The sequence below is a fragment of the Gordonia sp. YY1 genome (genome assembly GCF_009872315.1).
In the GTDB taxonomy this organism is placed as follows: Bacteria; Actinomycetota; Actinomycetes; order Mycobacteriales; family Mycobacteriaceae; genus Gordonia; species Gordonia amicalis.
In genome coordinates, this window is record NZ_WXYI01000012.1 from 22,723 (window position 1) to 42,827 (window position 20,105).

The window sequence follows — 20,105 nt, forward strand, 5'->3', positions numbered from 1 at the left end:
CCCCTGTCGAGGGTGGTTTCCCGGGGCGGATTCCGGTCGTGAGGATCACAGGCCTCGAGCACCGGCGTGCCCCGTGGTGTTCGGATACGATCGAATCTCACGACGCGCGATCTCCGACCGCCCGGTACCGACCACCATGACCCTCGCAAACGACCCTCGGGGTCGCGACGGTTTCGAATCAGCCCGGTACCGATCTCGGCACGGTCACTCGCTCGCCGCGCAATACTCCTCGGGCCAGTGCTGTCCCAGTGGACACTCAGCAGCGATCCGTTTCCGGATCGAGTGGAGGTAGTGATGCTGTTTTCCGCGCTCCCGGCCAAGCAGGGCCTGTACGACCCGGAGGCCGAAGTCGACTCGTGTGGCGTCGCGATGGTCACCGACATCCACGGCCGGCGTTCGCACTCGATCGTCGCCGACGGTCTTCTGGCACTGGAGAACCTCGAGCACCGCGGGGCCGCCGGAGCCGAGACCAACAGCGGTGACGGCGCCGGCATCCTGATCCAGCTGCCCGACGAATTGCTGCGTGCCACCGCCGACTTCGAGCTTCCCGCGCCGGCCGCCGACGGCTCCCACACCTACGCGGCGGGCACGTGCTTCCTGCCGATGGACCCGGACCTGCAACAGCGGGCGATCGCGCGGGTCGAGGCGCTCGCCGCCGACGAAGGAATCACGGTCCTCGGCTGGCGTGATGTGCCCGTCGACCACGAACACGCCGACATCGGCGGGACCGCCGTCGCGTGCATGCCGTACATGATGCAGATCTTCGTCACGGTCGATCCCGAACCGGGTGACGAACGCATCGGCGGCGTGGCCCTCGACCGCTTCATCTACCCGTTCCGCAAGCAGGCCGAGCGGGTAACGCCGGAGGTCGAGGAGGCGGGTACCGGCCTGTACTTCCCGTCGCTGTCGAGCCGCACCATGGTCTACAAGGGCATGCTCACCACGATGCAGTTGCCGCTGTACTACGCGGATCTGCGCGACGACCGGTGCCAGAGCGCCATCGCGATCGTCCATTCGCGGTTCTCGACGAACACGTTCCCGTCGTGGCCCCTCGCGCATCCGTTCCGGTTCGTCGCGCACAACGGCGAGATCAACACGGTGCGCGGCAACCGTAACCGCATGCGCGCCCGTGAGGCCCTGCTCGAGACCGATCTCATCCCCGGCGACCTCAAGCGTGCCTTCCCGATCTGCACTCCCGAGGCCTCGGACTCGGCCTCGCTCGACGAGGTGCTCGAACTGTTGCATCTCGGCGGTCGCAGCGTGCCCCACGCGGTCATGATGATGGTCCCGGAAGCGTGGGAGAACGTCCCCGACATGGATCCCAAGCGCCGCGCGTTCCTGCAGTTCAACGCGTCGCTGATGGAGGCCTGGGACGGGCCGGCGTGCGTGACCTTCACCGACGGCACCGTCGTCGGCGCGGTCCTCGACCGCAACGGCCTGCGCCCCGGCCGATGGTGGCAGACTCGCGACGGCCGGATCATCCTCGCCTCCGAGGCGGGTGTCCTCGACGTCCCGGTCGACGATGTCATCAGCAAGGGGCGCCTCGAGCCGGGCCGCATGTTCCTCGTCGACACGGCCCAGGGGCGGATCATCCCGGACGAGGAGATCAAGGGCGAGCTGATGAACGCCGAGGCATACGACGAGTGGTTGCACGCCGGGCTCGTGGACATCGCCACGCTGCCCGAACGCCCGGTCTTCCAGCCCAACCACGACACCGTCGTCCGCCGGCAGCTGTCCTTCGGATACACCGAAGAGGACCTGCGCGTGCTGCTCACGCCGATGGCGGCGTCGGGGTACGAACCGCTCGGCTCGATGGGCACCGACACCCCGGTCGCGGTCCTGTCACAGTGCTCGCGGCTGCTCTACGACTACTTCGTCGAACTGTTCGCGCAGGTCACCAACCCGCCGCTGGACGCGATCCGCGAAGAGATCGTCACCTCGATGGGCCGCGTGATGGGTCCTGAGCAGAACCTGCTGAATCCCAGCGCCGCGTCGTGCCGCCAGATCATGCTGCACTGGCCGGTCCTCGACAACGCCGACCTCGCCAAGCTGGTCCACATCAACGACGACGGCGATCATCCGGGGTCGTCGGCCAAGCTGCTCCGTGCGCTGTACGAGGTGGCCGAGGGCGGAGCCGGCCTCGCGGCCGCGCTGGAGGATCTGCGTCAGCGGGCGAGCCACGCGATCGCCGAGGGACACACCACGCTCGTCATCTCGGATCGCCTCACCGACTCCGACCACGCGCCGATCCCGTCGCTGTTGGCCACCTCGGCCGTCCACCACCATCTGGTGCGCACCAAGGAGCGAACCCGGGTCGCACTGGTCGTCGAATCCGGCGACGCCCGTGAGGTCCACCACATCGCGACGCTCATCGGTTTCGGGGCGGCCGCGGTCAACCCGTACCTGGCGCTCGAGACGATCGAGGACCTCATCGCCGAGGGTGAACTGACCGGCGTCACCCCGTCGAAGGCGATCCGCAACTACCTCGAGGCGCTCGGCAAGGGTGTGCTGAAGGTGATGAGCAAGATGGGTATCTCCACGATCAGCTCCTACACCGCCGCACAGGCTTTCGAGGCCGTGGGCCTGTCGTCGGAGGTGGTGCGTGAATACTTCACCCGCACGGTGTCGCGCATCGAGGGCGTGGGACTCGACGAACTGGCCGAGGAGGTGCGCATACGTCATCACCGCGCCTTCCCGGAGAATCCCACCGAGCAGGTCTACCGCCGACTCGACTCCGGCGGCGAGTACCAGTACCGCCGGGACGGCGAACTGCACCTGTTCACCCCGGAAACCGTCTTCCTGCTGCAGCACGCCACCAAGACCGGGCGGGCCGAGATCTTCCAGAAGTACTCCGACGAGGTCGACCGGCTGTCCCGCGAAGGCGGCACGCTCCGCGGTCTCTTCGAATTCGATCTCGATGCGCGCGAACCGATCCCGATCGAGGAGGTGGAACCGGTCGAGGAGATCCTGAAGCGCTTCAACACCGGTGCCATGAGCTACGGCTCGATCTCTGCCGAGGCCCACGAGACCATCGCGATGGCGATGAACAGGATCGGCGGCCGGTCCAACTCGGGTGAGGGCGGCGAGGACGTCGACCGTCTCTACGACCCGGAACGCCGCAGCGCCGTCAAGCAGGTCGCGTCCGGGCGGTTCGGTGTCACCAGCGACTACCTGATCAACGCGACCGACATCCAGATCAAGATGGCCCAGGGTGCGAAACCCGGTGAGGGCGGTCAGCTTCCGGCGTACAAGGTGTACCCGTGGATCGCCAAGACGCGGCATTCGACGCCGGGTGTCGCGTTGATCTCGCCGCCGCCGCACCACGACATCTACTCGATCGAGGACCTCGCCCAGCTGATCCACGATCTGAAGAACGCCAACTCCGAAGCGCGCATCCACGTCAAGCTGGTCAGCGCGGTGGGCGTGGGGACGGTCGCGACGGGCGTGTCGAAAGCACATGCCGACGTCGTGCTGATCTCCGGACACGACGGCGGTACCGGTGCGTCGCCGCTGACCTCGCTCAAGCATGCCGGCACCCCGTGGGAGATCGGACTCGCCGACGCCCAGCAGACGTTGATGCTCAACGGACTTCGCGACCGGATCACCGTCCAGTGTGACGGTGCACTGCGTACCGGCCGAGACGTCATCATGGCGGCGTTGCTCGGCGCCGAGGAGTACGGCTTCTCGACCGCGCCACTGATCGTGGCCGGGTGCATCATGATGCGCGTCTGTCACCTCGACACGTGCCCCGTGGGTGTCGCCACCCAGAACCCGCAGCTGCGGTCGCGGTTCACCGGCCAGGTCGATCACCTGGTCAACTTCTTCCGCTTCATCGCCGAGGACGTGCGGAAGTATCTGGCGCAGCTGGGGTACCGGACCCTCGACGAGGCCATCGGGCAGTCGCAGCGTCTGCACACCGACGCCGCGGTCGCGCATTGGAAGTCGAAAGGACTCGATCTGTCCCCGATCTTCCGCAAGGTGGAGGACAAGGGTCCGAGCCGTCGGGTGCGGGAGCAGTATCACGCACTCGACCGTGCACTGGACCAGACGCTCATCCAGCTCGCCGAGGGTGCGCTGGAGGACGCCCACCCGGTCACGCTCGAACTGCCGGTGCGCAACGTCAACCGGACCGTGGGCACCCTGCTCGGGGCCGAGGTCACGCGACGCTATGGCGCCGAGGGCCTGGCCGAGGACACGATCGTGGTGAAGCTGGAGGGTTCGGCCGGCCAGTCGCTGGGCGCGTTCCTGCCGCCCGGCGTGACGATCAAGCTCACCGGTGACACCAACGACTACGTCGGGAAGGGGCTGTGCGGCGGCAAGATCGTCGTCGCCCCGCATCCCGACTCGTGGTTCGTGGCCGAGGACCAGGTCATCGCCGGCAACACCATCCTCTACGGCGCGACCTCGGGTCAGGTGTACCTGAGAGGCCGCGTGGGCGAACGTTTCTCGGTTCGCAACTCGGGTGCGACCGCGGTGGTCGAGGGTGTCGGTGACCACGCGTGCGAGTACATGACCGGCGGGCGCGTGGTGATCCTCGGACCGACGGGACGCAACCTGGCGGCGGGGATGTCGGGTGGTATCGCCTACGTGCACGACCTCGACCGGACCAAGGTGAACATGGCGATGGTCAAGCTCATGCGCCCGGACCCCGACGATCTGGCATGGCTCAAGGAGACCGTCGCCAGACACACCGACCTGACGGGGTCGGCGATGGGCGCCTCGATCCTGGCGGACTGGCCCCGCCGCTGCCTGGCGTTCACGAAGGTGATGCCCACCGATTACAAGCGCGTGCTCGACGCGGCCAGGATGGCCGAGGCCGAGGGACGCGACGTCGATTCAGCGATCATGGAGGCGGCACGTGGCTGATCCGCGCGGGTTCCTGGAAGTCCCGAAGAAAGAAGCGAAGTACCGTCCGGTCGCCGAGCGCGTCCAGGACTGGGACGATGTCTACGTCCACGCCGACAACCCTCTGAAGGTGCTCGAGGAGGTCAGTACTCAGGCGCGCCGCTGCATGGACTGCGGTATCCCGTTCTGCCACTCCGGTTCCGCGGGTTGCCCGTTGGGCAACCTGATCCCGGAGTGGAACGACCTCGTCCGACGCGGCCGCTGGGACGCGGCGAGCAGCCGGCTCCACGCCACCAACAACTTTCCCGAGTTCACCGGGATGGTGTGCCCGGCGCCGTGTGAGGCCGCCTGTGTCCTGTCGATCTCCGAGTCCGCGACCGGCGGCAGCGTCACCATCAAACGCATCGAGAAGACCATCGCCTACGAGTCGTGGGCGGAGGGCGTCATCGGACCCGAACCGCCGGCGTCCAAGACCGGGAAGTCGGTGGGGGTGGTCGGTTCCGGTCCGGCCGGACTCGCTGCGGCGCAACAGCTCACGCGTGCCGGGCATGACGTGACCGTCTACGAGCGCGACGACCGGCTCGGCGGATTGCTGCGCTACGGCATCCCCGAGTACAAGCTGCAGAAGTCCGACATCGATCGTCGTATCGCCCAGATGCGCGCCGAGGGAACGGAGTTCGTCACCAGCTGCGACGTCGGCACCGATCTGTCCGTCGGCGACCTGCAGGCGCGACATGACGCCGTCGTCCTGGCCATCGGCGCGATGCAGGCCCGCGACAACCCGGTGCCCGGTCGCGAGCTCAACGGGGTCCACCTGGCGATGGAACATCTCGTGCCCGCCAACCGGGAGTGCGAGGGCGACGGCCCGTCGCCGATCACCGCGGCCGGCAAGCACGTCGTCATCATCGGCGGCGGCGACACCGGCGCGGACTGCCTGGGCACCGCCCACCGGCAGGGCGCGGCCTCGGTGGTCCAGCTCGACTACAACCCCGAACTCCCCGACGAACGCGACGACACGCGCTCGCCGTGGCCGACCTGGCCGCTGGTCATGCGGACCTCCAGTGCGCACGCCGAGGGCGGTGAACGCAGGTACCAGGTGGCCGTCCAGCGTTTCCTCGGCGACGAGGAGGGCAACGTCACCACCATGGTCCTCGCGGAGGTCGAGGTACGACGAGACGCCGACGGTCGACGCGAGATCAAACCGGTCGGGGAGGAGTTCGAGATCCCCTGTGAGCTGGCGCTTTTCGCGATCGGCTTCGCCGGTGTGGAGCGCGGCGAACTGCTGTCGGGACTGGCGATCGAACCCAACAAGAGGGGCGCCATCTCGTGCGGAAGTGATTGGCAGACAGACGCTCCCGGTGTTTTCGTGTGTGGGGACGCGCATCGCGGTGCATCGCTGGTGGTGTGGGCGATTGCCGAGGGCCGGTCGACGGCGCGGGCGGTGGACGAGTACCTCGTCGGTGAATCCGACCTACCCTCTCCGGTCCGGCCCGCGGCCCTGCCGCTCTCCGTGCGCTGACGAGCGGAGCCGACGGACCATCGCGGTCGCCGACCGAGACGGCGGGTGGGGAGAACACGCGCGGGCGGCGCGTGTGACGCGAAACCCGTACCGAAAGGTAGTGCACCGTCACCAGCGACAACACCACGTGACCACTGGATGACGTCTGTGACGGCGCGTGGAGATGCTCCACCGACGGGACTAAGGTGTTGGTGTGACTCGGCGAACCAAGATTGTCTGCACCATGGGTCCGGCCACTTCCAGCGACGAACGCCTCAAGGAACTCGTCGCCAGCGGTATGGATGTGGCCCGGATGAACTTCAGCCACGGCAAGCACGAGGACCATGCTGCCGTCTACGCGCGCGTCCGCAAGGCCTCCGATGCGGCGGAGAAGGCCGTCGGCATCCTCGCCGACCTGCAGGGACCCAAGATCCGGCTCGGTCGTTTCGACGGCTGCGACGGCGCGACCGTCTGGGAGACGGGTGAGGAGATCCGGATCACCGTCGACGATGTCGAGGGCACCCACGATCGCGTCTCCACCACCTACAAGCAGCTGTCGGAGGATGCGAGCCCGGGCGACCGGCTCCTCGTCGACGACGGCAAGGTCGGACTGACGGTCTCGTCGATCGACGGCAACGATGTGGTCTGCACCGTCACCGAGGGCGGTCCGGTCAGCAACAACAAGGGTCTGTCGCTGCCGGGTATGAGCGTTTCGGTGCCCGCGTTGTCCGAGAAGGACATCGCGGACCTCGAGTTCGCACTCGGTCTCGGTGTCGACATGATCGCGCTGTCGTTCGTGCGCAGCCCGTCCGACATCGAACTCGTCCACGAGGTCATGGATCGGGTGGGCCGCCGGGTGCCGGTCATCGCGAAGCTGGAGAAGCCGGAGGCCATCGAGAACCTCGAGGCCATCGTCCTGGCCTTCGACGCCATCATGGTCGCCCGCGGCGACCTCGGCGTCGAACTGCCGCTCGAGCAGGTGCCGCTCGTGCAGAAGCGGGCCATCCAGATGGCCCGTGAGAACGCCAAGCCGGTGATCGTCGCGACCCAGATGCTCGACTCGATGATCGAGAACTCGCGACCCACCCGCGCCGAGGCGTCCGACGTGGCCAACGCCGTCCTCGACGGTGCGGACGCGGTGATGCTCTCCGGCGAGACCTCGGTGGGGAAGTACCCGCTCGAAACCGTCCGCACGATGGACCGCATCTGCCGGGCCGTCGAGTCCGGTCCGCGTGACGTGCCGCCGCTGTCGCATGTGCCCCGGACCAAGCGCGGCGTCATCTCGTACGCAGCCCGCGACATCGGCGAACGCCTCGAGGTGAAGGCACTCGTCGCGTTCACCCAGTCCGGCGACACCGTCCGGCGCCTCGCCCGGCTGCATTCGCGGCTGCCGCTGCTGGCCTTCACGCCGACGCAGGAGGTACGGAGTCAGCTCGCACTGAGCTGGGGCACGGAGACGTTCATCGTCAACAACGTCGACACCACCGACCACATGATCGACCAGGTCGACCATCAGTTGCTGCGCATCGGCCGACTGTCCGAGGGTGACGTGGTGGTCATCGTGGCCGGCGCCCCGCCCGGCACCGTCGGCTCCACCAACCTCATCCACGTCCACCGCATCGGCGAGCAGGACCACTGACAAGCACGACCACCGACACCGAGGTCCCGGGTCTGTCACTAGGGTGAAGGCCATGACCGTGGAACAGACCGGGGATCTCGGCAAGCTGCTCGCACTGCTCGACGTGGAACGCCGCGACGAGGACGTGTTCATCGGACACCACCCGGAGCAGGTCACCGCACGCACCTTCGGCGGGCAGCTCCTCGGGCAGGGAGTGGTGGCCGCATCCCGCAGCCTGACGCGCGGCAACCCGCCGATCCATGCGTTACACGCACACTTCATCCGCGGCGGCGACGTCACCAAACCGATGGAGTACCACGTCGACCGGTTCCGCGACGGCAAGTCCTTCGCCAATCGTCAGGTCACCGCCAAGCAGAACGGCGAAGAGATCTTCACGATGCTGGTGGCCTTCCAGGACAATGCCGCCGGACTCGAGCACGCGGTGGAGATTCCGCAGGTGCCCTACCCGGAGGAATTGCCCACTCTCGGAGAGCATTTCAAGGGATTCGAGGACCGGATCGCCACCTTCGTGAACGCCCTGCATCCGGTCGACATCCGCTTCGCGAATGATCCGAGCTGGAAGGCCAAGGAGGCCGGGCACAAGCTCACCGACAACCGGGTGTGGATGAAGGCCGACGGCGTGATGCCCGATGACCCCGTGATGCACGTCGCCGCAATGTGTTACGCCTCCGACACCACGGTCCTCGACTCCATCATCACCACTCACGGACTGTCGTGGGGCATCGACCGGCTGTTCGCGGCGACCGTGAACCACTCGATGTGGTTTCATCGCGAGTTCCGTTTCGACGACTGGTTGCTGTACGCGACGCGTTCGCCGGTGGCGACGGGTTCGCGCGGCATGGGGTCGGGACGATTCTGGATGCGTGACGGCACCCTCGCGACGTCGGTCGTGCAGGAAGCGTTGATCAAGTACTTCCCGCCCAAGAAGTGACTCCTTCGAAAATGACTGCAGCCCAGGAGATGTGGCTCGATCCCGGCCCGCCCCTCCCACGCCGGACCTGGCAGCGCAGGACGCGTCGACCGGTCATCGTCGGGACCACGATTGCGATGGTGCTGTTCGCCGCCGTTGCGATCGGCGCCCTGCTGGTCGGACTCCTGACCACCCCGACCTTCACGGCCAAGGGCGGCGTCGTCGCCGATTGCGCAACGGAAGTCGCGGCGCTGCCCGACGGCGGACGCATCGTCCGCGGCGCGCAGGTCGCGATCTACGACGCCGCCGGCGGTGAGGTCGCCGTCACCTCGCTCGACCGCTTCCTGCGCGCGGACGAGGGGTGCCAACTGACCTTCGAGGTCGACGGCGTGACGTTCACCGACGCCGGCTACGTCGTCCGGGTCGGCGATCGTTTCTCCCAACCGGTCTCCACGTCCGCCCTCCAACAGGGTGCGGTGCTCCGGTCCCTCGCCTGAGTTCCGCCGACCCGTCGCGACATGGGCCGCAGTTGTCCGGACAGCCGGTGAACGCCGGGTTAAACTGCGCCGGATCATTGTTGGGCCCGGACCCGTTGTGTCGACTGCATCTTCGACGCTCCGCGTGCAGACGGGCCGCGATGTCGCCCGGCGTTCCCGGCTGCGACGTCCGACGGTAAGGGAGTGTGCGTGGAGTACAGCATCGACTGGGGCAACGAGGTGTGGGCCAGCCTGAAGTGGCTGGCCATCGCATTCGGGATCTCCGCGGCGTCGATTCTCGTCATCGGATTCCTGCTCGCCCGCTTCAGTCGTTGGGGCAGGCCGCTGTGGCGCGTCATCGGCGGATTCTTCACCGAGCCCGGCACGCGACTGCGGGCCTGGGGGCTGGCCGCGGCGCTCACCCTGCTCGCACTGATGGGTGTGCGGGTGACGGTGCTGTTCTCGTACTTCAGCAATGACCTCTTCACCGGCCTGCAGACCGCGGCCGAGGGATTGGCAGGCGGTCCGCAGGGTGCCGACCTGCTTCAGGCCGGCAAGGACGCGTTCTGGCATTCCATGATGGTGTTCGCGATCCTCGCGTCGCTCCACGTGGTGCGCACCATGATCGAGATCTACGTCGGGGCCGCATTCGAGATCAACCTCCGCCGCTGGATGACCGCCGGGGCATCGGCGGACTGGATGAACGGACGCGCCTTCTACCGCAATCGCTTCGTCGACCTCAGTGCGGGACTCATGCGGCGCAGGTGGTTCCGCCGCACACCGGAGCCCTCGAGCAGGCCGACCGACATCCATCCCGGTGTCGACAACCCCGACCAGCGCATCCAGGCCGACATCACCAACGTCGCGTCCGTCGGATCGTCGTTGCTCTGGGGCGGTGGCGGTTCGTCGACCAACGGTGTGCTCACGGCGATCGCCTCGATCGTGTCCTTCTCGAAGATCCTCTGGGATCTGTCGGGGCCGGTGACGCTCCTCGGTGTCGAGATCCCACGGATGATGATGTGGCTGGTTTTCGTGTACGTGCTGGTGACGAGCGTCGTGGCGTTCGCCATCGGTCGACCGCTCATCCGTCTCAACTTCTGGAACGAGCGGCTCACCGCGAATTTCCGCTACGCGCTCGTCCGGGTCCGCGACAGTGCGGAGAACATCGCGTTCTATCGCGGAGAACGGGTCGAACACTCCGGACTGATGTCCCGGTTCGCGGCCGTCATCAGGAACTACTGGCAGATCGTCCATGTCCGGATGGCCTTCGTCGGCTGGAACTTCAGCGTCAGCCAGCTCGCGGTGGTGTTCCCGTATCTGGTGCAGATCCCGCGGTTCTTCGACGGCCAGATCAAGCTCGGCGACATGCAGCAGACGGCGTCGGCCTTCGGCGAGATGCACGACGCACTCTCCTTCTTCCGGACCGCGTATGACGACTTCACCGGTCTGCGCGCGTCGATCATCCGTCTCGACGGGCTGGCCGACGCCGACGTCAAGTCGCGATCCATGCCCGAGATCACGACCACGGATCGGGAACGCGCAGTGCGTCTCGCCGACATCGATGTGAACACCCCGAGCGGCGATGAGCTGATCCGCGCACTCAACGTCTCTCTCGATCCCGGTGACGCGCTGGTCATCAAGGGCCGTTCGGGTTCGGGCAAGACCACTCTCCTGCGGGGACTGGCCGGCCTGTGGCCGTTCATCGACGGCGAGTTCGCCCGCCCGCCGGGCGACCACACCCTGTTCCTCTCGCAGATGCCCTACATCCCGCTGGGCGATCTGAGGACCGCGGTCGCCTATCCGGCGCTTCCCGACGACGTCGGCGACGACACCATCAGGCGGGCCCTGGAGAAGGTGTTCCTGCCGCATCTCGTCGACCGTCTGCACGATGAGGAGGACTGGGCCAAAGTGCTCTCGCCGGGCGAGCAGCAGCGCGTCGCGTTCGCTCGCATCCTGCTGACGAAGCCGCAGGCGGTGTTCATGGACGAGGCGACCTCGGCGGTCGACGAGGGCCTCGAATACGCGCTGTACCAACTGATCCGGACCGAGCTCCCGGAGACGATCCTGGTGTCGGTCAGCCACCGGAGCACCACCGACCAGCACCACACCGAAGTGCTGGAACTGATCGGTGGAGGGGCGTGGACGTTGTCGCCGGTCGACTCGAGTCTTTCGCTAGACAAACAGTCTTGACCCGCAGTTTTCGATCTGGTCACCGTTTGGCGTGAACCGGTCCTCGCCACGGTCACCCTCGCTAGTGTGATCTGCAGCACAGCCATCGCACTGGCGATTGGAGGACCAGATGAGCGCTCCAGACCTGATCACCTTTCCCCATGAGACCGGCGTCGACGTGTCGACGGTGCCTGCTGCGTTCCAGCAGACGGTCACGGTCCGTCCGGACGCAGTGGCCATCCGTACCGCCGGCGGCGGTCGGCAGATCACCTGGGCGCAGTACGCCAGCGGGGTCGAGGCCATCGCCGGTGGACTCGCGGCGCTCGGCATCGGGCACGGCGACACCATCGGTCTCATGCTGACCAATCGGCCGGAGTTCCACTTGGTCGACACCGCGGCAGTGCACCTGGGTGCGGTCCCGTTCTCGATCTACAACACGAGCTCCTCCGACCAGATCGAGTACTTGTTCGGCAACGCCGAGAACTCGGTGGTGATCACCGAGCAGAAGTTCCTGCCGGTGATCACATCGGCGAACACCGCCGTCGAACGCATCATCGTCGTCGATGGGGTGGCCGCCGACGCGATCTCGCTCGACGACGTCGCACGCACACCGCCGCCCGATGGGTTCGATTTCACCGCGTCGTGGCGGGCGGTGGAACCCGAAGATCTGGCGACCCTGATCTACACGTCCGGGACCACGGGACCTCCGAAAGGCGTCGAGATCACCCACCGCAACATCGTCGCGGAGATGGCCGCGCTGGTGGAGAAGGTCGACGTGGGGTTCGACGACCGCTCGATCTCCTACTTGCCGGCCGCGCACATCGCCGACCGGGTGTCGTCGCATGCGGCGAACATCATGCGCGGCATGCAGCTAACCACGGTGTCGGACCCGCGCGAGATCGGCGCGGCGTTGCCCGAAGTGCATCCGACGTTCATCTTCGGGGTCCCGCGGGTGTGGCAGAAGATCCGGGCCGGCGTCGAGGCGAAGGTCGCCGAGGAGTCCAGTCCGGTGAAGAGAGTGCTCGCCGGTTGGGCCTTCGGCGTGGGAGCAGCCGGTGTTCAGGCACAGATCGACGGCAAGGGGCTGGGTGTCCTCGCCAGGGCTCAGCGTGGCCTCGCCGACCGGTTGGTGCTGCACAAGGTGCGTGCCGCGCTCGGACTGGACCAGATCAAGTTCGCCGGCTCGGGTGCCGCAGCGATCCCACCAGAGGTGTTGAAGTTCTTCCTGGGCTTGGGAATCCCGATTCTCGAGGTGTGGGGGATGTCGGAGACCACCGGTGTGTCGACGATGACCACGCCCGACAACCTCAAGATCGGCACCGTCGGCCCACCGATACGTGGCATGGAGGTCAGACTCGCCGACGACGGGGAGCTGTTCGTCCGCGGCCCCGTGGTGATGCGCGGATACCGTGGGCAACCCGAGAAGACGGCGGAGGCGATCGACGCCGACGGTTGGTTGTCGACCGGTGACATCGCGAAGATCGACGACGACGGCAACGTCATCATCATCGACCGTAAGAAAGAACTCATCATCAACGAGTCCGGAAAGAACATGTCGCCCACCAATATCGAGAACGCGATGAAGGCGGCGTCGTCGTTGATCAGTCAGGTGGCCGCGATCGGCGATGCGAAGCCGTATGTCTCCGCGCTGGTCGTACTCGACCCGGAGGTCGTGGCGGCGCGCGCCGAGAAGCTGAATCTGCCCGACGCCGACCTCACCGAACTGTCCGTGCATCCCGAGGTCGTGGACGAGGTCTCGACCGCCATTCGTACTGCCAACAAAAGGCTGTCCCGCGTGGAGCAGGTCAAGCGGTTCACCATCGTCCCCGTCACGTGGGATCCGGGCGGGGATGAACTGACACCGACGATGAAGCTGCGCCGCGCTCCGATCGCCACGAAGTACGCGGCCGAGATCGGTGCCCTGTACGAACCGCAGCCGGGTGACGCCGTAGTGGATCTGCGGTAATGACCGCCGCCGCCGATCGTGATCAGGCCCCTGATCGTGAACTGGGTCCGGTCGACTACGTCGTCGTCGAATGGGCCGGGCGAGAACCCACCGGTGAGGCGTTGCCCTACCTGATGGACCTGATCGACCGCGGGATCGTGCGTCTCATCGACATCGTCTTCCTGACCAAGGGGGCCGACGGAGCCGTCGCCTTGGTCGAGATCGGGGAACTGGGTGTGGAGTTCGCGATCTTCGACGGAGCGGCGACGTCGATTCTCGATGACACCGACATCGCCGAGGCGGCCACTGCGATCGAACCGGGTTCCAGTGCAGCGGTTCTCGTGTGGGAGAACCTGTGGGCGGCTCCGTTCGCCACAGCGTTGCGCAACAACGGTGGGCGCGTGGTCGCATCTGGCCGGATTCCCGTCGACGCGCTCCTCGAATCGCTCGACGCGATCGAGCGATCGTGATCGTCTCGACAGCCCTGACGGGTCAGAGAGGAACAGTGTCATGTCAGGTCTGATCCGCGGGGTCGCCCGCACGGCCGTCATCTCCGGGACCGCCACCGCGGTGAGCAATCGGGTGTCGCGGCGTCAGGCGAGCCGCTGGGCGCAACAGGGGACTGTCACCCAGCAGGACCCGAGTGCGCAGCGATATCCCGAACCGCAGTACGCCCCGACGCCGTATCCCGAATCACCGCCACCGCCGCAACCACCGCAACCGCCCGCGCAGTCGACCGGTATGGACATTATTGCGGCGCTGAAGGAACTCGGTGCGCTCTACCAGCAGGGCATCCTCACGGAGGCGGAGTTCGCCGCGCAGAAGGCGAAGATCCTCGGGATGTGAGGGCGGGGAGCGATCGCGGGATCACGAGGTCTCGATGGTGAGATCGTCTGCGTCGCCGATGTTCTGCTGTGCGCCCGGACGTGAGGTGTCCTTGAGGGCCACCCCTGATCGGCCGAGTCTCCGGGCGCCGTCGACGAGGGCCGCGGTGATCCGCGCGGCGACGTCGTAGTGCAATCCGTCCGGCGGGTGGATGTTGGAGATGCAGTTGCGGTCGGCATCGGTGCGTCCGGGCCGGGGTAGATGGGTCAGGTAGATGCCGAGGCTGTCGGCAACCGAGAGTCCCGGTCGCTCACCGATGATCACGATGAGGGTCGTCACGCCGAGGGCCTCGCCGATGTGGTCGCCGAGCGCGACGCGCGCCTGCGTGGCGATCACCGGCGGCGCCATCGTGTAGCGGCGGTCGAGGGCATCGACGAGTGCGGCCACCAGACCGTGTCCGTGATCGGCGACCGCGTGCGGGGACAGGCCATCCGCGATGACGATGCCGATGTCGGTGGCGGATTCGGTGAGCGCCGACAGGTCCTCGGGTGTCCGGCCGAGGTCGGGTCTGCGCAGATACTCGCCGCGGTCCGAGGCCCGGCTCGTGACGATGACCGGACGACCGAGGCCGAGTTCGGCGAGCGACTCGGCGATGGCGTCGGCGTCGAGGGGTTCGTGGACGGCATCGCGTGCTGCTGCGTGTGCGGCCTGGAACTCCAGGACGCGACGTGACGGCAGGGAGTTACCGGCACGCCCCAGACCGATGCGCGCCTGCGTGGTTCGACGCATCGACGCCCAGATGTCGTCGCCGCCGGCGAGTTCCGCCGGCCGTGACTGCTCCGGTGTGCTCATCGGCCGGCCGCCAACGGCAGGAGGGGTGAGGTCGCCGGATCGACCGGCAGGATCCGGCCGTCGGCGTCGCACATCCCGAGTCGGGCGAGCCACGCCTCGAATTCGGGTGCGGGACGTAATCCGAGTGCCTGTCGCACGTACAACGCGTCGTGGAAGGCCAGGCTCTGGTAGCCGAGCATGACGTCGTCGGCGCCGGGCACCGCGATGACGAAGGCCGCTCCGGCGACGCCGAGGAGCGTGAGCAGGGTGTCCATGTCGTCCTGGTCGGCCTCGGCATGGTTGGTGTAGCAGACGTCGACGCCCATCGGGAGTCCGAGGAGCTTCCCGCAGAAGTGGTCTTCGAGTCCCGCGCGGATGATCTGCTTGCCGTCGAAGAGGTATTCGGGGCCGATGAATCCGACGACGGTGTTGATCAGCAACGGGTCCAGGGCGCGTGCCACCGCGTAGGCCCTCGTCTCGAGGGTCTGCTGGTCGACGGCTTTGCCACCGGTGCCGAGGTGCGCGCCCGCCGACAGCGCGGATCCCTGTCCGGTCTCCAGATACATGACGTTGTCGCCGACCGTGCCGCGGTGCAGGGACCGGCCGGCCTCGTTGGCCTCACGCAGGATCGAGAGATTCACCCCGAATCCCGCATTGGCTCCTTCGGTCCCGGCGATCGACTGGAACACGAGGTCCACGGGGACGCCCTGACCGATCAGGTCGACCGTGGTGGTGACGTGCGAGAGCACGCAGGACTGCATCGGGATCTCGAAGCGCTGACGGATTTCGTCGAGCATGTGGAGCAGGTCGGTGGTCGCCTGCGGTGAGTCCGACGCCGGGTTGATCCCGATCACCGCGTCGCCGCAGCCCATCAGCAGACCATCGAGGGTGGCTGCGGCGATCCCGCGCGGATCGTCGGTGGGATGGTTGGGCTGCAGGCGGGTGGCGATGCGGCCCGGGAGTCCGATGGTGGTCCGGAACGCCGAGGTCACCCGAATGGCCGATGCCACCAGGATGAGGTCCTGGTTGCGCATGATCTTCGACGTGGCGGCCGCCATCTCCGGCGTCACGGCGGGGGAGATGCGTGCGATGCGTTCGGCCGCGTCGGAGCGGGTGGAGATCTCGAGCAGCCAGTCGCGGAACCCGCCGACGGTCAGGTGTGAGATCTCGGTGAAGGCTGCGCGATCGTGCGTGTCGACGATGAGTCGGGTGACCTCGTCCGACTCGTAGGGGACCAGGAGATCCTCGAGAAAAGAAGACAGGGGAACGTCGGCCAATTGCCATGCCGCAGCGGCACGTTCGGCGTCGGACGTGGCGGCGCAACCGGCCAATTCGTCACCCGAGCGGCGCGGGGTGGCCTTGGCCATGAGTTCGACGAGGCCGTCGAACTCATAGGACGTGCCGGAGATGGTCTGGGTGAATCTCATGGTCCCCGAAGTCTAGGTTCGGCCGATCCGCCGCGCATGACGAACGAACCACCTGCACTGACGCCGGCAACGGAGTGACCCTTGACACATCCAGATGAATGAATGTACGTTCACTCGTACCGCAATAGATGTTCACAGCGGGGCTCCGCTCGAGCAAGAAATCATCGCTGACCACTGCAGACACGCCCATATGGATGTGCCTGGAGGCGATTCCCAGCAGAAGGAGATCAAGATGGATTACGAAGACATCGACTACACGGTCGAGGGCCCCACCGCGATCATCACGATGAACCGGCCGCATCGGTACAACGCCTTCCGGGCCAAGACGGTCGAGGAGATGATCAACGCCTTCCGTCGTGCCTGGGCCGACAACGGAGTCCAGACGGTGATCCTGACCGGAGCCGGGGAGAAGGCGTTCTGCACCGGTGGTGACGTGAAACAGCGTGCGGAGACCGGCGATTACGGGCCCAGCGAGAGCGGCATGTTCGAGATCGGCAACCTGCACAAGACCATTCGCGACATCCCGAAGCCGGTCATCGCCGCGGTCAACGGACTCGCCATCGGCGGCGGACACGTCCTGCACGTGCTGTGCGACCTCACCATCGCAGCCGACACGGCACGCTTCGGTCAGTCCGGGCCCAAGGTCGGGTCCTTCGACGCCGGATTCGGTTCGGCGTTCCTGGCCCGCGTCGTGGGGGAGAAACGTGCCCGCGAGATCTGGTACCTGTGCCGCCAGTACGACGCCGAGACCGCCGAACGGTGGGGACTGGTGAACTGGGTCGTCCCGGCGGCCGATCTGCTCGACGAGGCGAAGAAGATCGCCGCCGAGATCGCCGAGAAGTCGCCCACCACACTGCGCTTCCTCAAGCAGAGCTTCAACGCCGACACCGACCACCAGGCCGGTCTGTCCAATCTCGCGATGAGCGCCCTGGACCTGTTCACCCACCACACCGAAGAAGGTGCCGAGGGTGCGCGGGCCTTCGCCGAGAAGCGCATGCCCGAATTCAACAAGTTCGCCGCCATCTGATTCGGAAGGACACCGAAACCAATGAGCTCCAACAGTATCGCCGTCGTGACGGGCGCCGGATCAGGCATCGGGAAGGCGATCGCCTTGGGCTTCGCGGCCGAGGGGACCACCGTGGTCGCCGCCGATCTCGATCTCGATGCCGCCAAGCGCACCGCCGAGGAGGCGGGTTCCATCGTGCCGATGGCCGTCGACGTGGCCGACCGTGCCAAGGTCGACGAACTGCGCGACGCCGTACAGGCGGAGGTGGGTGTCCCCGACATCCTCGTCAACGCCGCCGGCTGGGACCGCACCGATCAGTTCCTGAACGCCACCACCGAATTCGCCGAGAAGGTGGTGGCCATCAACTACCTCGGTCCGGTCCACATGGCCAGTGCGTTTCTGCCCGGCATGGTGGAGGCGTCGAAGTCCGACGGCTGGCGGGGTGGCCGCGTGATCAACCTGGCCTCCGACGCCGGGCGGGTCGGTTCGGCGGGTGAGACGATCTACGCCGGCGCGAAGGGCGGCGTCATCGCCCTCTCGAAGTCGCTTGCGCGGGAGATGGCCCGGTATCAGATCACCGTCAACGCGGTCTGCCCTGGACCCACTGACACCCCGCTGTTCCAGGCGCAACCCGAGAAGCTGAAAGAAGCTCTGGTGAAGGCGATCCCGTTCCGGCGACTCGCACGTCCCGACGAGGTCGCCGCACCGGTCCTGTTCTTCGCCTCGCCCGCGGCGTCGTTCATCACCGGTCAGGTGATCAGCGTCAGCGGCGGTCTCACCATGGCCGGTTGACCGGCCGCCATCCACCCGGATCGAGATGAGCCCTGGAGGGAACCGACATGACCCCCGACACGAGTTACGTGTATGACGCGCACGCGTACCGCAGTTTCTTCGAGCACGAGTTCACCTATCTGAACGGTTTCCGCCGCAACGTCGCCCGCTACGGCGGCGAGGTGGCGATGATCGACCCCCTCGCCGAACGGCAGTGGACATACGCCGAACTCGGTTCGGCAGTGGACGAACTCGCGGCCGGTCTCGCCGATCGCGGGGTGACCGACGGCGCCGTGGTGGGCTATCAGTTGCTGAACGGCCCGGAGTTCGCGCAGCTCTACCTGGCGACCCAGGCGGCCGGAGCGGTCGGATCCCCGGTGAACTTCCGGCTCGCGGCGGGGGAGACGGCCGTCATCCTCGACATCAGCCGGCCGAAGGTCTACGTCTACGACACCAGTCTCAGCGCCACGGTCGACGAGGCCATCGGCCTCGCCGACCACACCCCGCGGCTGCTGGTCGGTGTGGGTGAGGGCGACCTCGTCGCCGGGTCGATCCGCTTCGACGATCTGCCGGTGGCCGGCGCTGTGCCACCGGCGGTCTCGCGCGGTGTCTTCGACGAGACCACCCGGTTGTACACCTCGGGGACGACCGGCATGCCCAAGGCGGTGCCGATGAACTCGGCCATCGAGATCTTCTCGGCGCACGACGTGATCATGCACTTCCCGCTGTCCCCGGACGACCGGACACTGAACATGACGCCGTGGTTCCATCGCGGCGGACTCTACTGCGCCGGTCCCAATCCGTCGTTCTACCTGGGTTCCACGGTCGTCCCGATGCGCACCTTCGATCCCGAGCTGACCCTCGACTGGGTGGAGAGATATCGATTGACCTTTCTCATCGGTGCGCCGACCAACCTGGCGATGCTTGCCGGCGCGCAGTCGGCGAACCCGCGCGATCTCTCCAGTCTGCGCGGCATCGTCACAATGGGGGCCCCGCTCGAACGCGAGGCGGCACTGCGTTACCAGCAGGTGCTCACCCCGCGGATCTTCAACGGCTACGGCAGCACCGAGGGATTCTGGAACACCTTTCTGCGACCCGACGATCTCCCCGAGCACGCCGGAACCGCCGGACGTGCGTGCATCGACGACGACGTCCGCGTGGTCCGGGTTCACGACGACGGGCATCTGGCGAGCCCGGACGAGGTCGTCGCACACGATGGTGCGGAAGTCGGTGAGGTCATCATCCGGTCGCCGAAATGCGCGGCCGCCTACTACGACTCCCCCCGGCAGGAGAAGGCCAAGTACAACGGCAGCTGGCTGCATATCGGTGATCTGGCCACCTGGGACGCCGATGAGTTCGTCACCATCGTCGGTCGTAAGGACGACATGCTGCTGTCCGGCGGCGAGAACGTCCACCCGGTTCAGGTCGAGGAAGCACTGAACGGCCATCCGGGCGTGGTCGACTCGCTCGTGGTCGGTGTCCCGGACGAACGGTGGGGAAGTCTCGTCGTCGCCTACGTCGTGCCCGCCGACGGGGCGGCCCCGACGCCGGAGGACCTCGACGCCTACTGTCGCTCGCACCCGATGCTGTCGAGCTTCAAACGTCCTCGCGCGTATCGCATCGTCGAGTCGCTCCCCGTCTCGGCGACCGGGAAGAAGTTGCACTACAAAGCCACCGAGTCCGCCGCGCGCGAGATGGCCGACGGCGCGTTCCGCGCACCGGCCCCCGACCGCGTCCACGGCTGACTCACCCCGAACGGAAGA

14 protein-coding genes are annotated in these 20,105 nt (G+C 66.9%); 12 read left to right on the forward strand and 2 right to left on the reverse strand.

Annotation, left to right across the window (positions count from 1 at the left end; genetic code table 11):
• Positions 1-294 precede the first annotated feature (294 nt).
• From gltB to BPODLACK_RS15780, 9 genes are all read left to right on the forward strand, one after another.
• Complete coding sequence (gene gltB, locus BPODLACK_RS15740; RefSeq protein ID WP_159405625.1) at positions 295-4,866, forward strand: glutamate synthase large subunit; 4,572 nt, start codon at positions 295-297, stop codon at positions 4,864-4,866.
• Complete coding sequence (locus BPODLACK_RS15745; RefSeq protein ID WP_159405626.1) at positions 4,859-6,364, forward strand: glutamate synthase subunit beta; 1,506 nt, start codon at positions 4,859-4,861, stop codon at positions 6,362-6,364. The genes gltB and BPODLACK_RS15745 overlap by 8 nt, the downstream gene beginning before the upstream one ends.
• A gap of 193 nt (positions 6,365-6,557) precedes the next feature.
• Positions 6,558-7,982 (forward strand): pyruvate kinase, encoded by a 1,425-nt coding sequence (pyk, locus tag BPODLACK_RS15750; RefSeq protein ID WP_006437817.1) that lies wholly within the window; start codon positions 6,558-6,560, stop codon positions 7,980-7,982.
• A gap of 52 nt (positions 7,983-8,034) precedes the next feature.
• Positions 8,035-8,913, forward strand: coding sequence for an acyl-CoA thioesterase (locus BPODLACK_RS15755; protein ID WP_006437818.1), 879 nt, complete (start codon positions 8,035-8,037; stop codon positions 8,911-8,913).
• An 11-nt stretch (positions 8,914-8,924) separates the two neighbouring features.
• Complete coding sequence (locus BPODLACK_RS15760; protein WP_159405627.1) at positions 8,925-9,389, forward strand: hypothetical protein; 465 nt, start codon at positions 8,925-8,927, stop codon at positions 9,387-9,389.
• Between the two features lie 189 nt (positions 9,390-9,578).
• A complete protein-coding gene (locus tag BPODLACK_RS15765; RefSeq protein WP_159405628.1) occupies positions 9,579-11,558 on the forward strand; it encodes an ABC transporter ATP-binding protein/permease in 1,980 nt (659 codons plus the stop codon).
• A 109-nt stretch (positions 11,559-11,667) separates the two neighbouring features.
• A complete protein-coding gene (locus BPODLACK_RS15770) occupies positions 11,668-13,503 on the forward strand; it encodes an AMP-dependent synthetase/ligase (RefSeq protein ID WP_159405629.1) in 1,836 nt (611 codons plus the stop codon).
• Positions 13,503-13,952, forward strand: a complete 450-nt coding sequence (locus BPODLACK_RS15775; RefSeq protein WP_159405630.1) for a DUF6325 family protein — start codon at positions 13,503-13,505, stop codon at positions 13,950-13,952. The genes BPODLACK_RS15770 and BPODLACK_RS15775 overlap by 1 nt, the downstream gene beginning before the upstream one ends.
• Before the next feature lie 40 nt (positions 13,953-13,992).
• Positions 13,993-14,328, forward strand: coding sequence for an SHOCT domain-containing protein (locus BPODLACK_RS15780; protein ID WP_159405631.1), 336 nt, complete (start codon positions 13,993-13,995; stop codon positions 14,326-14,328).
• A gap of 21 nt (positions 14,329-14,349) precedes the next feature.
• Here BPODLACK_RS15780 and eutC read toward each other — a convergent pair whose 3' ends face one another.
• Positions 14,350-15,159 (reverse strand): ethanolamine ammonia-lyase subunit EutC, encoded by an 810-nt coding sequence (eutC, locus tag BPODLACK_RS15785; RefSeq protein ID WP_159405632.1) that lies wholly within the window; start codon positions 15,157-15,159, stop codon positions 14,350-14,352.
• Entirely contained in the window at positions 15,156-16,565 is a 1,410-nt protein-coding gene (locus BPODLACK_RS15790; protein WP_159405633.1) for an ethanolamine ammonia-lyase subunit EutB, read from the reverse strand. Before BPODLACK_RS15790 ends, eutC begins: the two co-directional genes overlap by 4 nt.
• 232 nt (positions 16,566-16,797) lie before the next feature.
• Between BPODLACK_RS15790 and BPODLACK_RS15795 the strand changes: the two genes are divergently transcribed.
• The 3 genes from BPODLACK_RS15795 to BPODLACK_RS15805 are packed head-to-tail and all read left to right on the forward strand — an operon-like array spanning position 16,798 to position 20,087.
• Positions 16,798-17,592, forward strand: coding sequence for an enoyl-CoA hydratase-related protein (locus BPODLACK_RS15795; protein ID WP_024497896.1), 795 nt, complete (start codon positions 16,798-16,800; stop codon positions 17,590-17,592).
• 21 nt (positions 17,593-17,613) lie between these two features.
• Positions 17,614-18,363, forward strand: a complete 750-nt coding sequence (locus BPODLACK_RS15800; protein WP_159405634.1) for an SDR family NAD(P)-dependent oxidoreductase — start codon at positions 17,614-17,616, stop codon at positions 18,361-18,363.
• Between the two features lie 47 nt (positions 18,364-18,410).
• Positions 18,411-20,087 (forward strand): class I adenylate-forming enzyme family protein, encoded by a 1,677-nt coding sequence (locus BPODLACK_RS15805; protein ID WP_159405635.1) that lies wholly within the window; start codon positions 18,411-18,413, stop codon positions 20,085-20,087.
• The last annotated feature ends 18 nt before the right edge of the window (positions 20,088-20,105 follow it).

Bases quoted from the DNA above. Each gene is read 5' to 3' on its own strand.
- gltB (WP_159405625.1), top strand. From the start codon at position 295: ATGCTGTTTTCCGCGCTCCCGGCCAAGCAGGGCCTGTACGACCCGGAG.
- BPODLACK_RS15755 (WP_006437818.1), top strand. From the start codon at position 8,035: ATGACCGTGGAACAGACCGGGGATCTCGGCAAGCTGCTCGCACTGCTC.
- BPODLACK_RS15760 (WP_159405627.1), top strand. From the start codon at position 8,925: ATGACTGCAGCCCAGGAGATGTGGCTCGATCCCGGCCCGCCCCTCCCA.
- BPODLACK_RS15770 (WP_159405629.1), top strand. From the start codon at position 11,668: ATGAGCGCTCCAGACCTGATCACCTTTCCCCATGAGACCGGCGTCGAC.
- BPODLACK_RS15775 (WP_159405630.1), top strand. From the start codon at position 13,503: ATGACCGCCGCCGCCGATCGTGATCAGGCCCCTGATCGTGAACTGGGT.
- BPODLACK_RS15780 (WP_159405631.1), top strand. From the start codon at position 13,993: ATGTCAGGTCTGATCCGCGGGGTCGCCCGCACGGCCGTCATCTCCGGG.
- eutC (WP_159405632.1), bottom strand. From the start codon at position 15,159: ATGAGCACACCGGAGCAGTCACGGCCGGCGGAACTCGCCGGCGGCGAC.
- BPODLACK_RS15790 (WP_159405633.1), bottom strand. From the start codon at position 16,565: ATGAGATTCACCCAGACCATCTCCGGCACGTCCTATGAGTTCGACGGC.
- BPODLACK_RS15795 (WP_024497896.1), top strand. From the start codon at position 16,798: ATGGATTACGAAGACATCGACTACACGGTCGAGGGCCCCACCGCGATC.
- BPODLACK_RS15800 (WP_159405634.1), top strand. From the start codon at position 17,614: ATGAGCTCCAACAGTATCGCCGTCGTGACGGGCGCCGGATCAGGCATC.
- BPODLACK_RS15805 (WP_159405635.1), top strand. From the start codon at position 18,411: ATGACCCCCGACACGAGTTACGTGTATGACGCGCACGCGTACCGCAGT.